This is a genomic window from Rhodococcus sp. 27YEA6 (assembly GCF_044908235.1).
GTDB lineage: Bacteria > Actinomycetota > Actinomycetes > Mycobacteriales > Mycobacteriaceae > Rhodococcus_F > Rhodococcus_F qingshengii.
The window spans coordinates 185,306-201,960 of record NZ_JBIYCY010000004.1 but is presented as its reverse complement, the minus strand read 5'-3'; the positions used below and the strand labels follow the sequence as shown (position 1 = coordinate 201,960).

The 16,655-nt window shown below is 62.1% G+C and carries 1 protein-coding gene; it reads left to right on the top strand.

All coding sequences use genetic code 11. The features are described 5' to 3' along the window. The first annotated feature begins 177 nt into the window (after positions 1-177). Entirely contained in the window at positions 178-16,389 is a 16,212-nt protein-coding gene (locus tag ABH939_RS13505) for an amino acid adenylation domain-containing protein (RefSeq protein WP_404649711.1), read from the top strand. Positions 16,390-16,655 lie beyond the last annotated feature (266 nt).

The window sequence follows — 16,655 nt, the reverse complement described above, 5'->3', positions numbered from 1 at the left end:
ACGTTTGAGTGCGTGAAAGCTGCGTCGACATGTCTAGCAGTGTTGGCCCAGTGGTGAAAACTTAGACGAGACAGTAGGGTTCGGTTCGGCCGTTCGTGGTGTTCGCTCCCATGGATTCACGTGATCAGCCACCGAACGTTCGTGAAAAACAAGGCTGGTGAAATGTGAGGTGACGGGTTGAGTGCTTTTCCGTTGTCTCGGGCTCAGCTCGCGCTGTGGTTCGCGCAGCAATTGAGTCCGTCAACTCCGTTCGTGGTGGCTCAGTACGTGGAACTACGCGGACCGGTTGACGTCGACGCGCTGATCGAGGCAACGAATACGGCATGTCATGAATTGGAGTCGCCGTTCGTTCGCCTCGTCGCTACCGACGCCGAGCCGGCGCAGGTCGTCGATCATTCGATCGTCGACGATCTCGCATACCTCGACTTACGCAGCGATGGCGACCCGGTTCAGCGCGCGAACGAGTGGATGACAGCGGAATACTCACGGCCACTTGACGTGATGTCTGACCGCCTGATCTCGGCGACCTTGCTTCACCTGGCAGATGAGCACTACTACTGGTACTCGCACGCCCATCACCTCGTGCTCGACGGACATGCGGCGATGACACTCACCGCTCGGGTGGCCGAGCGCTATTCGCATCTGGTTCATGGCAAGACGCTGACTCCTTTCGGTGGTCTCGGGGTACGTGCACTGCATGACCTCGACGTCGATTACCGATCCTCGTCGCGGTATCGATCGGACGAGCAGTACTGGACGGAGATGTCCGAAGGCCTGCCCCGCCCGGTTCGCCTCGCCGACGGCGCCGGCCTGACGTCCATGCCGCAGCGCATGATGGTGCGGACACTGAATCCAACTCTTGCAAAACAGCTTTCGGATGCCGCGACCGAGTGGACTACCTCCGAGGTGGCGGTCCTCGTCGGTGCATTCGCGTCCTATCTCGGTCGCATGACTGATTCCGATGACGTAGTCCTCAGCTTGCCGGTGTCCGGCCGCACCACGGCGACGTCGAAACGTTCAGGTGGGATGCTGTCCAACATCGTGCCTGTTCGTGCGCAACTCGAACGGGATCTGTCGCCACGAGAACTGGTGCGTCAGATCTCGGTTCAAATGACCGGTGCGCTACGCCACCAGCGATTCCGCTACGAGGACATGGGCTTCCAGGAGGGTCAGGGCGGATCCCGTGAGGCGGCGGGCCCGGCCGTGAACGTCATGATGTTTCACGAAGCGATTCGGCTCGGTGACGTCGTCGGCGAATTTCACGTCCTCACATCCGGACCCACCGAAGACCTGTTCTTCAGCATTTATCCGTCGATCGCGGGGGAGAACGTTCGCCTTTCCTTCGAAGCCAATCCGCACCTCTACAGCGAACGTGACTTGGCGATGCATCATCGTCAGTTCGTTCGGCTACTCGAGGGGTTCCTCGACTCGGCTACCCGTGCGCTCGGTGACCTCCCCATCCTCTCGACGGATGAAGTGAAGGATCTGGTCCCTGCGCTAGGTCCGCGGACGGACGGATTCGCGACGCTCGATTCGGTCATCAGAGGCGGCGCAGGGCAGGGGAGTGCCGTCGCGATCCGCGAGCAAGGTGTGGACGTCACTTACGACCAGCTCGGCGCTCGCGCGGATGCACTCTGCGCCTTGCTCGTGGAGAACGGAGTCGGACGAGGCGACGTCGTCGGGATCCTCACCGGGCGCTCGACCGATTCCGTAGTTGCATTTCATGCAGTAGTGCGGGCTGGTGCTGCCCTTCTCTTCGTGGATCCTCAAACACCCTCCGAGCGTGTCGCTTTCATTCTCGACGACGCCGACGTGTCCGTTGTGGTCGGTGGCGAACTCGTGAACGTGCCGGCTTGGGTCTGCGTCGTCAACCCCAGGGAAGACGAGACCGTCGAAGGTCCGGTGGATCGACGCGTGGGGGCGGGTTCATCTATCGCCGACCTGTCTCTGGACGACACCGCCTACGTGGTCTACACCTCTGGTTCTACCGGGCGACCGAAGGGTGTCGCGGTCACGCACCGAGGCATTGTGCCGTTGCTGCGTTCTCACGCACGGCGTCTGAACATCGATAGTTCCTCCCGCGTCGCGCTCCTTGCAAACACATCGTTCGACGTGGCGATCCTCGAGATTCTGCTTGCACACGGCTGCGGCGCGACCGCAGTGATCGTTCCTCCCGGATTGATCGGCGGAGTGGACCTCGAAGACTATTTGCGGCTCGAAGGTGTCACGCACCTGAACTCGACGCCATCGGTTCCGTTGACGATGGATCCTCGGGCTTTGCCGGAACTTCGAGTCCTGAACGTCGGCGGCGAGCGACCGCCGGGAGCGCTCGTGGATGCGTGGTCGAGTCACGTCGACATCGTGAATTCGTACGGGCCCAGTGAAGCAACCGTCGCGGCATTCATGAGCGAGCCGCTCGCGCCTGGTGGTGATACTCCGATCGGGCGCCCGATCGACGGCGTTTCCGCTGTGGTGTTGGATTCGTCGTTGCTGCCCACTCCGGTCGGCGCCGCGGGGGAGCTGTACGTGATGGGACACGGACTGGCGCGAGGGTACCTTTCTCCGACGCTCACCGCGGAGCGTTTTGTCGCTGCGCCCTTTGGTGCCACTGGTGCCGGCGAGCGCATGTACCGCACCGGGGATGTCGTGCGATGGAACGATGCCGGTCAACTCGAGTTCTTGGGTCGCTCTGATCAACAAGTCAAGATCCGTGGAGTACGCGTCGAACTGGGCGAGATCGAGGCTGTGCTCCTGTCGACTCCCGGCGTTGCGCAAGCAGCGGTGGTCGAGCGATCCGGGTCGCTTGCGGCGTATGTGACCGTGGCCGAAGGTGCAGCTCATCCGTTGAGCCAGACGATGGTGCTCGATCATCTGGCTTCCCGACTTCCTCGTTCCATGCTGCCGAGTTCGGTGACTATTTTGGCAGTATTGCCCGTCACGAGCCATGGAAAGACTGACCGTTCAGCGCTCCCCGAACCGGCGTCGTCCGCGCCGGCCGAGCAGCGCGCGGCGGTCAACCGTCCGATCGAGTACGACGAGGAATTGATTGCCTCGGTGATGGCCGAGGTCCTCGGCGTCGGAGTTCTCGGACCGCACTCCGACTTGTTCGCCTGGGGCGGTAGTTCACTCGACGCCGTGTATGTTGCCGCGCGAGTGAGTTCCGCTCTCGGAAGACGGGTTGGTGTCAGGGACGTGTTCGGTGCCCCGACGCCGGCGCGCCTGGCCCGGGTGATCCGCGCGGGGCGGGCGGAGTGGATGGTGGAACCCCAACGCATTTCGGACGACCTCGTCGTGGAAATCGCACCGGCGCAACAACGCCTGTGGTTACTCAACCGTCTGGATCCCCAGTCGTCGGCGTACAACATTGCGTTCGAGGTCGCGTTCAGTGGTGCTCTGGATATCGAGGCGATGAGGGCGGCGGTAGGTGACCTGACCGATCGCCATCTCGTCTTGCGTACTGTTTTCTCGTTCGACCAGAATCACGATGCGTGGCCGATCCAGGTTGCGACCGCGACTCCGGTGACTCTGATCGAGGTTGCGTCCGAGGATTACGAGGCTGCGTCAGCGGATTTGGTTGCGGCGGGTTTCGACCTGGCGACCGATGCGCCTCTTCGCTTGATCCTCGCCTCCGGCAGCGACGCCGACCACCGCATGACCGTGGTTGCCCATCACGTCGCCCTGGACGGCCTTTCGTTCGCGACGATCGTCTCGGACCTCGTCGCGGCGTACGACGCTCGCGCCGACGGACGGTCGCCGATCTGGCCTTCGCCCGCTCTCGACTACCGCGACTATTCCGCTTGGCACAGAACCATTCTCGGTGATCCCGCGGATCCACAGAGCTTGGCAGGACGCCAGCTGGAATTCTGGTCCGACACACTCGCCGGTGTTGATCCGACTCTGGCGCTTCCCGTGGACAGATCCCGCCGGCCGGACCAACCGTCGTCGGCGCGGGACGTGGCGTTCGAGTTGCCCTCACCTATCCATGCGGCGCTGAACGAGATCGCTCGCGCGCACGACTGCACAACCTTCATGGTGTTGCACGCCTGCCTTGCGATCGCACTGAGCAAGATCACCGGTGCGTCCGATGTGGTCATCGGGACCCCGACCTCCGGACGAACGCATCCTTCGTTCGACGGTGTCGTCGGTATGTTCGTCGGGACCGTCGCGCTGCGAACGCTCCTTCGCGGCGGAGACACGTTCGGTGAGTTCTTGACTCGGGTGCGCGAGGTTGATGTGGCGGCCCTGTCCAATGCCGACGTTCCGTTCGACTGGGTGGTCGACCGTGCGGTCGGTGGGGGCGTAGGTGAGAAGAATTCCTTCCTCCGAGTTGTTCTCGCTGTCGATCCGGTAGCGCCCGACTCCGAGATCGCGATGGGAACTCTGACGGCGCACGGCACTCCGCTACCTCCCGTGCACCCTCGCTTCGACCTCGAAGTGACTGTGCGCGAGGATCGTACGATTGACGGAGACGCGAGCGGTATTCGCGGTACATTCCGATATGCCGACGATTTGTTCGATGCAGGCACCGTGCAGAGCTGGGTCGAGCGGCTTCGTCGAGTGTGTGGCTCGATTACCGAGAACTCGTCAATCATGCTGCGTGACATCGATGTTCTCAGTGTTGCGGAACGCGAAGAATTGTCGGCTCGGGTGCCGGCGCCGTCGATTGTCGCGCAGTCGCTGCCTGACCTCTTCGGGGCCGTCGCAGCCCGGCATCCGAATGCAATCGCGGTGTCGAGTGGCGATACTCGTTTCACCTATGAAGAGGTGCGAGTTCGTTCGGAGGGCCTTGCCGCTGTCTTGATCGATCGAGGAATTCGAGTCGGTGATCGCGTGGCGGTCGCCCTGCCTCGATCGGTCGACCTCGTCGTAGCCATCATCGCTGTCGTTCGCGCGGGCGCGACGTACGTACCGATCGACTTGCAGTATCCCGACGCTCGTATCCACTACGTACTTGCCGATGCAGGCCCGAAAGCGATTCTGTCGACGGACGAATCTGCTGGGCGGTTCGTTGGGTACGAGCAACTTGTCATCTTCGTGGACGAGACGACTGACGCTACGGCCGACTGGCCCGTTGCACAGTCGGAGTCCGCCGCCTACGTGATCTACACTTCCGGATCAACTGGAGCTCCCAAAGGCGTAGTGGTGTCTCAGGACAACGTGTTGGCGCTGCTCGCCTCGACCCGAGAGATCTTCGACTTCAACGCCGAAGATGTGTGGACGATGTTTCATTCGTACGCATTCGACTTCTCGGTCTGGGAGATGTGGGGTTCGTTGACCACTGGCGGATCCCTCGTGATCGTGGACGGTGATGTCGCGCGCTCACCCGAAAGATTCGCGGATCTGATTGTGCGGGAACGAGTGACCGTTCTCAATCAGACCCCGGCCGCCTTCTATGCGTTGGCGGAAGTCACGCAGGAAATGCTGCTTCCGCTCCGGACGATTGTTTTCGGCGGTGATCGCCTCGACGCCGGGCGCGTGGAGGCTTGGTTCGATCGGCACCCGGACGTGCGGGGCGTCAACATGTTCGGAATCACCGAAACCACAGTCCATGTCACCAGTTTCGATCTTGTCCCCGGTGACGAGACTGTCTCGCCGATCGGGTCCCCACTACCAGGGTTGCGCAGCTACGTACTGGACGCGTCGTTGAAGCCCGTCCCTCCGGGATCTGTCGGCGAACTGTATGTTGCGGGTCCGCAGGTGGCCGAAGGCTACTTGGGTCGACCCGCGATGACGTCTTCGCGATTCGTGCCTGAACCCGGATTCGATGGATCACGGATGTACCGCAGCGGCGATCTGGTCCGTTGGCGAGCCGGCCGACTCGAATATGTTCGCCGCGCCGACGGTCAGATGGCACTGCGCGGTTACCGCATCGAACCGGGCGAGGTCGAATCCGCGCTGTTGGCTCACACGTCGGTGGAGCAGGCCGCGGTAGTGGTGAGAGAACTCGACAGCGGGCCGACTTTGGTCGGTTACATCACCCCGGGGAGCGGACACGACCTCGACGGCGTCTTGCGGACTGCTCGTTCGTTGCTGCCCGCGCACATGGTTCCGTCGGCTTTGATGGCGCTCGCGTCATTACCGGTCACGATCAACGGCAAAATCGACCGAGCATCGTTGCCGACCCCGGTGTCTCTCACGCAGCCGACTCGGCAGTCGCGAGACTTCTTCGAGCAGACAGTCGCAGCTATTCTGAGCGATTTGATGGAAGTTCCGCATGTCGATCCGGTCCGGAACCTCTTCGATCAAGGCGCCAATTCCTTGATCGCCACTCGTCTTTCGTCGCGTCTGAACTCCGCCCTGGGCTGTAACCTCGACGTCCGCGATGTGTTCGAGCACCCATCCGTCGATCAGCTCGCAGACATCGCTGCTGCGCGGATAGGTGTAGGGCGAACCGGCGCGGAGCACGCGTCTGACGTGTCCTTGGGGCCTCGTTCGGACAACACGGAAGTGCACCTGTCAGCTTCCCAGCATCGAATGTGGATTCTGAATCAGTTGGATACAGACTCCGCCGGATACAACATCCCGATCGTGCTGCGCTTGGCAGGCGAGCTGGACGTGGTTGCGGCCGAACTGGCAATTCGTGACGTGATCAATCGCCATCGCACTCTGCGGACCGTGTACCCGGTTGTCGGCGGCGGCCCGGTTCAGACGGTGCTCGACGCCGAGGATGCGCTTCCGGCCTTTCAGCTCGAGGCACTCGACGGCGGCGACGCCGAGAATTGTGTAGCAGAACTGGTGGGTTCGGGCTTCGATGTCACCGTTGATCCGCCCGTACGTGCGGCACTTCTCCAGGTTTCACCTGTCGAGCACATCCTGGCTGTCGTCGTCCATCACATTGCCGCCGACGCTCGATCACTCGAATTGTTGGTCCGCGACTTCACTGCGGCGTACATCGCCCGCTCGGCGCAGCACGCTCCGCAGTGGTCGCCGCTCGCGCTCGAATACTCCGATTACAGTGCATGGCAAAGGGAATCGGGGATTCCCGAGACGGTACGCAGCTACTGGATGCAGGCTCTCGAAGGACTTCCCGAGCAGGTGACGCTTCCCCTCGATCGTCCACGTTCGACGTTCGCCCGTGCGTCGAGCTGTCGGGTGGAGATCTCAGGTTCGGTACGAACGGGCCTTCAGACACTCGCACGATCGAACAACGCGACCATGTTCATGGTTGTACACGCCGCTCTCGCGGCGCTGTTGGCGAGGTACAACGGTAGCGATGACGTAGCTGTCGGCACTGTTGTGTCCGGACGCGTCACACCTGAACTCGACGAGCTGGTCGGCATGTTTGCCGGCACGATTGTTCTTCGAACCGAAGTCGATCCGTCGAACTCGTTCGGCCGGTTGGTCGAGCAGGTTCGTCAGCGTGACGTAGCGGCGTTCGCGCACGCAGAGATGCCCTTCGAATCGCTGGTCGATCTGATCGACCCACCGCGATCGCGTTCGCGACATCCGTTGTTCCAGGTGGCGCTCTCGTTCCGAACTGCTGAGACCGCCGCGTGGTCGATACCAGGGCTGGACATCACACAGATTGCTCCTGAAGTCAGGCACGCAAATTTCGATCTGCAGGTCAACGTCACGGACGAGGGGGTCGGGGGCGGACTCGGTCTCGAATTCGTCTACAACGCTGATCTATTCGATGATCTGACGGTATCGAGCTTTGCGGGCCGGTTCGAGCGCTTCCTGAATCAAGTGTCTGTCGACCCGAATGTCGCCGTAGGGCAAATCGACCTGTTGGACAGTGCGGAACGAGCTCTTCTCGTCCCCGCACACGGCGCGGTCGACCGGCCTGATCGATCTCGACTTTCCGGTACGACACTTGCCTCCATGCTGCGCTTCGGCGTCGAATCCTCCCCGGACGCTGTGGCGGTCGAGGGTGAGGGCAACACACTGACTTACCGGGAACTCGATGCCCAGTCGGATGTCGCAGCCGACGAGTTGCGCTCCCGGGGAGTTGGAGTCGACCAGGTCGCTGCTTGGACTGCAGATCGGTCGATTGCGTCGATCGTGCAACTGTGGGCAATCGCGAAGGTCGGTGCAGCTCCGGCATTGACGGACCCGGAACAGCCGCAGGCGCGAGTATGCGATGTCCTCGAAACACTGGGCATCGGAGCGATCGGCGGCCGCAACGCTGGTGGTGAAGACGCTGGTGCTGAAGACGCTGGTGGTGAGAAAGTCACCGACTCGGTGCGCGAATATTCCGAGAACCTGGCGGCCTACGTAGTTTTCACGTCAGGAACGACCGGAACCCCCAAGGCTGTGGTCGTGACCAACGGCGGGCTCGGTGTGATCGCCGAAGACCTGCCCGGTCGATTCTCGGCTGGGCCAGGTTCTCGCGTATTCCATCGCGGAGCGCCAGGATTCGACATGACGTTGCTCGAGGTGCTCATCGCGAGTGCGTCCGGGGCCACGCTCGTTCTGGCGAAGAACGAAGAACTGTTCGGCTCGGGACTCGCATCAGCACTGAGGCGCGAGCGAATTACTCATCTGTGCGCCACACCTACTGTCGTCGCCTCGATCGGCGATCCTTCGCTGCCGGACCTTTCCACGGTGATGTTCGGGGGCGAGCGACTCGGCGGCGCGTTGGCGAAGCGCTGGCAAGCCGGACGCCGAGTCATCAACGGATACGGACCTGCCGAGTCGACGATGTATTCGCTTGCTACCGAACCACTGTCGATCGAACAACTGTCGGGTGACACTCACGACGGATCGATCGGGTATCCACTGGCCGGGGTCGACGCCGTCGTACTCGATGATCGACTCGAACCGGTGCCGCCGGGAGTCGTCGGCGAACTGTATCTCTCAGGTCGAATGCTCGCTCGCGGTTACGCCGGCCAACCGGCCCGAACTGCGGAACGATTCGTGGCAACCGGTTCAGGCGCCCGGATGTACCGGACGGGCGATCTGGTGATGTGGAAGCCGGAAAGCCCCAAATCCGAGGGAAATACGTATCGCCTGCATTATCTCGGGCGAACCGACGTGCAGGTGAAGGTCAACGGTGTCCGGATCGAACCGGGTGAGATCGAGGCAGTCATTCAGTCTGTCGCGAACGTCGACTTCTGTGTCGTCGGGGTTCGGTCGGCCGAAGGTGGAAGTCCTCTGTTGGTCGCCTACGTGAGAAGTTCAGGTGCCGAAAGAGTTGACACTGGTCAACTTCGCGCTGCCGTCTCAGAAGTCCTTCCGACGTACATGGTTCCGCATGTCATCGTCGACATCGAGGGCGAGCTTCCGATGCGGAACGGCAAGGTCGACTTCGCCCGTCTCCCGTCGCCGACACTGGATGCTTCCCGTGCAGAGGGACCGGCCACCGCCACCGAACGTCTTGTAGCCGGAGCTTTTGGTTCCGTCCTCGGTGGGAATGAGGACGACCGCGACGCAGACTTCTTCTCGCTCGGGGGCAACTCGCTGTCGGCCGCGGAGGTTACCTCGCTCCTGAGTAGTTCTCTGGGGCTGGTTGTTCCGCTCAGGACCGTATTCGAGCATCCAACAGTTGCGGCGTTGGCAGCCCGGCTCGATTCGCTCGAGCAGAACGACTCGGTGACCGATCTTGTCCGACTGGAACCGCGCCGCGATCCCACGCCCGCACCCCTGTCACGAAACCAGCGTGCGATGTGGGTACTGAATCAGCGGAACACGGCGAGCGGTGCGTACAACCTGCCGATCTGCATCGAGATCGACGGTGAACTCGACGTGTCCGCGCTGCGTCAGGCCGCGACGGATCTTGTCGGTCGTCATGATGTCCTCAGAACCCGGTATCCGGGCACTCCACCGGTTCAGGTCGTGGATCCTCCGACCTCCGTGACAATGGAAACTCGGCTGGTCGCCGACATCGAGGTCGAGGTGCTGCTGCGAGAGTTCGGCTCGCGCGGTTTCGATGTAGCGGCAGACCTGCCGGTGCGCTGGATGCTGCTCCAGGTGTCACCGGTCAGGCACGTTCTGGCAGTGAGCTTTCATCACATCGCAGTCGACGGGGTGTCGATGCGAACGGTGGTCGGCGACCTGCTGACCGCGTACGGCAAGCGACGAGCTGGACTGGATTCGCAATGGTCTCCGTTGCCGATCCAGTACGGGGATTTTGCCGCGTGGGAGGCAGCACGTGACGTTTCCCCTGGCGTCGAGCAGTTCTGGCGCCGAACGCTCGACGGTGTGACATCTGTGTCTCCGCTGACGGTGGATCACTCCGATGGCGGGCCGGATACCTTAGCGCAGCGAGTGAACTTCGTGATACCAGCCGTCATCACCTCGGCACTGCAGGCGCGAGCCGACCGATTGAAGGTCTCGCTGTTCGCGGTGGTTCATGCGGCGTTGTCGGTGGTGCTTGCCAAGCTGAGTGGAAATCCCGACGTCGTGATCGCCACAGCTGTCGACGGACGGCGGGCGCCTCAGCTCGACGGCGTGGTCGGCATGTTCGTGGATACGGTGCCTCTTCGCCTTCGGATCGACGGGGACGTGCCGATCGATCTTCTGTTGGGTGCAGCTTTCGATGCTGATGTGGCAGCGTTCGAAAACAGCTCTGTTCCTGCCGAATTGGTTGGTGAGCTGCTCGGTGGACGAACTCCCCAGATTGCGCTGGGTCTGCAGAACTTCGCGATCCCTGCCGTGGAGGTTTCCGGTCTCACGATCGAGGCTCGCGAAATCGAGACCGCGACAACGAAGTTCCCCATGCATGTCTCGCTCGCACCCGCTGTCGACGGTTCATTGACCGGAGCGCTCATCTATGCCGCGAGCGTTTTCGATCCTTCGAGCGCCGACGCGGTTACCCGACAGCTGTCGAGAGTGCTCACCTCGATTGCCGAGGATGTGCCAGTACTCGTTTCGGATCTCGCGGTGGGCGCGGCGCCCAGTTGGACTGCTGCCGAGGTCGATTCGTCCCGCACGCTGACCGAGATCTTCGCCGCCACCGCGGCGCGATTCCCGAACAACATTGCTCTCGACGACGGACACCGCACGGTGACGTATGCCGAACTCGACTCTGCCTCGGATGCCCAAGCCTGGGAACTGGTGGCTCGGGGAGCTGGACCGGGTGCCGTGTACGAGATTCCGGCGGTACGGACTATCGCGTACCTGGTCCGAATGTTGGCGATCTCGAAGACGGGCGCGGCATTCGTACCGATCGACCCCGACCTGCCGCCGGCACGTCTGAAGCAGCTGCGCACCGTCCTCTCCGATCGCAGCCCTGTTCCCGGTCGGCAGTATCCGGATTCAGTCGCGTACGTTGTTCACACGTCCGGGTCGACCGGTGAACCGAAAGGCGTTGCAGTCACCCACCGAGGACTGGGCCTGCTGACCGACGATGCTGTCCGCAAGTACGGCGTGACTTCGGACTCGGTTGTGCTGCACGGTTACAAACCGACGTTCGATGCAGCAATCCTCGAGATGATGTTGGCGATCGGCGCCGGGGCTACCTTGGCGGTCGCTCCTCGGGAGGCTTTCGGCGGAAGGGCACTCGAAGAATTCGTCGCAGAACGCGGCGTCACTCACATGTTGTCCACTCCAGCCGTACTCGACACGATGGCTCCGGAGCGGTTCGATTCGCTCGAGGTGGTGGCAGTCGGTGGCGATGTGCTCTCACCTTCCACCGCGCGTGCGTGGAGTCGCCGCGCGCGAATGCTCAATGCGTACGGACCGACGGAATGCACGGTGGTCACCACTGTCGCCGAAGTGGATCATCGGGTCACCATCGGAGTCCCGCTCGCCGGAATCGGTGCAGAGGTGCTTGATACGCGACTGCGTCCGGTGCCGTGGGCCGGGATCGGTGAGTTGTACGTCAGCGGGCCCGGGCTTGCGATGGGCTATGCCGGAGATCCTGCCGGCACCGCCACGTCGTTCATCGCAGCACCCGGTGGGCACCGCCGTTATCGGACCGGTGATCTGGTTCATCGCCGCACGGATGACACGCTCGGATTCGTCGGACGTTCCGACCGTCAGATGAGCGTGCGAGGAATCCGCGTCGAGCCCGCCGAAATCGAATCAGCTCTGCGTCGGTGCACGGGCGTCGAGGCTGCGGCGGTTGTCCTCGTCGACGACATTGCGGTTGCATGTGCGGTCGGCGATGGTGTGGAGGCGGATCAGCTGACAATCGAGTTGGCCGCGATGTTGCCTGCGTATCTGATGCCAGGCCGCGTGGTCGTATTGGAGTCGATCCCGCTCACGACGAACGGAAAACTGGACGCAGATGCGTTGCGGCGCCATGTGTTCGAGAGCCAGGCGCCCGATGTAGCAGTGACGGTTTCGGAGGAACTCGTCACCGCTGTCATGTCGGAACACGTGTCCGGAAGTTTCGGCGCTCTGCACAACCTGTTCGAATCAGGTGGTGATTCGTTGGCCGCGGCAGCGGTGGCAGGTCGACTCGCCTCGATCTTCGCGCGAGATGTGCCTGTTCGCACCGTCTTCGACAATCCGTCGCCGCGAGCGATGTCTCAGTGGCTGTCGGCGAGCGCGTCCGATGGCAAACGCCGCGAACTGACTCGACGTGATCCCGGCAAGCCGGCCCCGCTGGCGCCCTCGCAACAAAGACTCTGGCTGATCAATCAGCTTCAGCCGGAATCGACTGCGTACAACCTGACGTTTGCAGCGGTCCTGGCATACGACGTCGATCGTTCGGTCTTGAGCAGCGCGCTCGGCGACGTCGTCGATCACCATGCCGTATTGCGAACTGTCTGTGTTCCGGGTGAATTCGGTCCGGAACAACTTGAAATGGACTCTGTTGCATTCGATCTCACTGCGGAATACGTCGGCGATATCCGTGCGAGCGCTTCGGCGTTCGCGACTGTGCCGTTCGATCTCGAACGAGATGTTCCGTTCCGTGTGCGTGTGTTCACCGAAAAGGCAGGAGTCGACTCTGCAGGACTGACGGTCCTGGTCATCGTTGTTCACCACATCGCGATCGACGGAGCGTCGATGGGCCCGATCCTGACCGATTTCGTGGCAGCCTTCGAGGCCAGGTCGGCAGGTCTTCCCTGGGATCGCTCGTCGGGGGAGATCAGCTACGGCGACTACAGTTTCTGGGCGAGAGAGAGCTTGGGTGACCCCGAGGATTCTCTCAGCATGGCTCACCGGCAACTCGACTATTGGTCAGACGCACTTTGTGGCGTCGAGGATGTGTTGGCTCTACCCGTCGACAACCCCCGGAGTCCCGTGTCTTCACGATCCGAGGAGATGGTGACGGAAGTCCTCGACGGCGCCACCTACGACGCGTTGTCGGCGTTGGCTCGTTCGCATGGCGTCACGGTATTCATGGTCGTCCACAGCGTGATTGCCGTGCTGCTCGCTCGCGAGTGCGTCACGGACGACGTCGTGGTGGGAGCAGCTGTGAGTCTGCGGAACGATCCGGCGCTGCTGAGCGTCGCCGGAATGATGGTGGGTACTGTTGCATTGCGCACGAGGATCAACTCCACCGATCGCTTCGCTGCTGTTCTGGACGAGGTTCGCCGTGTCGATCTGGAAGCAATGGCGAACGCGGACGTCTCGTTCGACGACGTCGTTGCGAAGGTCGATCCGCCGCGCAGGATGAACGAGCATCCGCTGTTCACGGTCATGCTGGCGTACCGGCGAGCGCTGGAGTTGCCGCAGATCGACGGCATTACCGTCTTCGACATCGACAATTCAGGGGCGTCGACCGGTTACGACTTGACGTGGGACCTGGTCGACACCGGTGACAGTCTGACTATTCGATTGCTGTATGCGACGGAGAAGTTCCGCGAGTCGACCGCGGAACTGTTCATGCAGCGGGTGAGACGTATCGCCGAATCAGTGACCGCGGAACCCGAGATTGTGATCGGGGAGATCGAACTGCTGTCCGGACTCGAACGCTCGGCGCTGACTGCTGCGAATCCTCGCCACGTCGAACCTCTGACGATTGCCGACATTTTCGAACGCGCTCTGCGTCAGGCGCCCGACGGCGTCGCGCTGGAAGAGAACGGCAGACGCTGGACTTACCGCGACCTGCACGAGGAGTCGTCGCACTGGACACGCGAGTTGGTGGTCCGAGGAATCGGACCCGACGACGTGGTGGCCGTTGCGCTCGGGCGCGGGCATCTGTGGATCGTTGCGTTGTGGGCAGTAGCGCGTGCAGGCGCAGCGTGGCTGTCGCTCGATCCGGCGCTGCCGACAGCGCGCCGGCAGACGATGGTCGAGGAATGCGGTTCGGTTGTCGGTTTGACAGCGGGAGGTGCATCCGAGAGTTTGCCCGAGTGCGTCGAGTGGGTGGCGATGGACGAATCCCGCACTGCTGGTGGCGCTGCCGAGGTATCGGCAACGCCGGCTCACCCCGACAACCTCGCCTACGTCATCTACACGTCGGGTTCCACGGGAAGACCCAAGGGCGTGGAGGTTTCACACCGCGGAATCATGAACGTCTGCACCGCACACGCCGAGATCGCCGAGCTCGAGTGTGGACCCCGAGTCCTGCAATTGGCGTCGTCGACCTTCGACGCGTCGGTGATCGAGATCCTTCTCGCGGCTGCAGGGTGTGGAACGCTGATTCTGACTCCCGACTTCGTCTACGGGGGAGAAGAACTCACGAATCTGCTGATAGCCGCCGACGTAACACATCTGATCGTGACGCCGACGGTCCTGGCGACAGTCGATCCGGATGCAGTGCAACCGTTGATCGTCGAATCGATGGGGGAGCCGCTCTCTGCGCGCCTTGCGTCGGCGTGGTCACCCCGACATCGCATCGTCAACGGATACGGACCGACCGAATCAACGATCGCGGCATCGATTTCCGCACGGATCACTGACGCGGACGTCACTGTCGGCACTCCAGTCCCTGGTACGACAGCATTTGTTCTCGATCAGGGGCTCCGACCGGTTCCGGATGGCGTTGCGGGAGAACTGTTCCTCGCCGGTGAGAATGTGGCACGGGGGTACGTCGCTTCCCCGGCTCTGACGTCCGAGCGCTTTGTTGCCAATCCTCATGCGGTGGGGACTCGGATGTATCGCACGGGTGACCTCGTGCGTCGTAGGCGTCACGACCGAGCGCTCGAGTACCTGGGTCGCAACGACGCGCAGGTGAAGGTGCGGGGTGTCCGCGTGGAACCGGCGGAGGTCGACGCGGCTCTGTCAAGCCATGGAGCAGTGGCCTTCTCGGTAACCGTTGTCTGTGACGACGGGCACGGAGCCGCTGAGCTCCGTTCGTATGTGACGTTGGCGGAAAACGGTTCGGCGACGGAATCGGAGCTTCGCGGGTTCGTCTTCGGCCTGCTGCCGAAGCACCTGCTGCCTTCGTCGGTGACGATAGTGGGCGAGGTACCGTTGCTCGCTTCGGGGAAGATAGACGCAGCGGCACTTCCTGCTCCTTCACCGCAGCCAGGGTCGAGTGTGGATCGACCCATCTCGGATACCGAACGTCACGTGGCACAGGCATTCGAGGGCGTGACCGGCGCGATATCGGTCGGCCGCTACGACGACTTCTTCGAGCTCGGCGGGACATCGATGGGTGCAGTTCGAGTGGCTACGCGCTTGCGTGAGGGCCTGAACAGGGAATTCCCGGTTCAATGGATTTTCACCGACCGAACTGTGGCGGAGCTTGCCTCTCGGATGGATCTCGTTCATGCCGATGTCTTCGAGGGTGATTCGCTTCGTTCGGATCCGCTGGACACGGTCGTCATGCTCGGCGGCGACCCCGATGACCAACGGCCGCCGTTGTTCTGTGTGCATCCGGTCAGCGGAATTGCCTGGTGCTACGCCGGACTCGTCGGTCAGCTGCGGGGTCGACGGGTGTACGGCATCCAGGCAACGGGAGCAGGTGAATTGCCAGGCACGGTGGCGGAGTTGGCGTCGGGGTACGTCGATGCCGTACGGACGGTGCAGCCGTCGGGTGAATACCATCTACTCGGTTGGTCTGCCGGCGGAACGATCGCGCTCGAGATGGCGAGCCAACTCGAGGAGGCCGGCGATCTGGTCGGTTCGGTTGTCATGCTCGACGCGCTGTTACCGGAGATGATGCCATCGGTACAAGCGGCTCCGAAACCTTCCGAACTATTCGCGCAGATCGGGCTATCCGAGGTTGAAACTGAAACTGCAGCACTGACTTTCACAGACGTTGCGACAGAGATCCGAAGGCAGACCGGTATGGATTTCCTTTCCGATACGGTACTCGAATCCGTAGTGGGTCGGGTGGAAAAACTGTCGCGAATCGTTCGGGACCACACGCCGCGGCACTATTTCGGGTCAGTGGAACTGTTTGTGGCGCAGCATGATCTGCCTGAACATCGTCACCTGGTCGAAAGGTGGTCCGAACTGGTGGGGCCGTTGCGGGCGTACCTGGTCGACTGCTCCCACTCGGAAATGTCGAGCACTGAGGTGTTGGCGGAGGTCGCCCAAGTTCTCGTCGGCTATCTCGAAGGTGTCGATTCGGATTCGAAGGATCGCAATCATACTGGGGTGCAGTAGATCTAACGGGCCGGGACTTTGGTCCGGAATTGTCACTCCCGTGGTCCCCTTGCTTCAGTTCCGCAAGTGGAATCGGTAGCATTTCCCTTGTGGCAGTAAGCCATTCAGAAACTATCTCCGGAGGATCGTATGTTGGGTTCCCTTTTTTCCATCAGCTCTGAAATCGGTGTTCCGTCCGTCGACGCGCTCTTCGAGGCTGCTCGGACCATCATCGGCGCTCTCTTCGGCCTGAGCTGACACGTCGCAGCGACCTTCCCCCGCGGTGA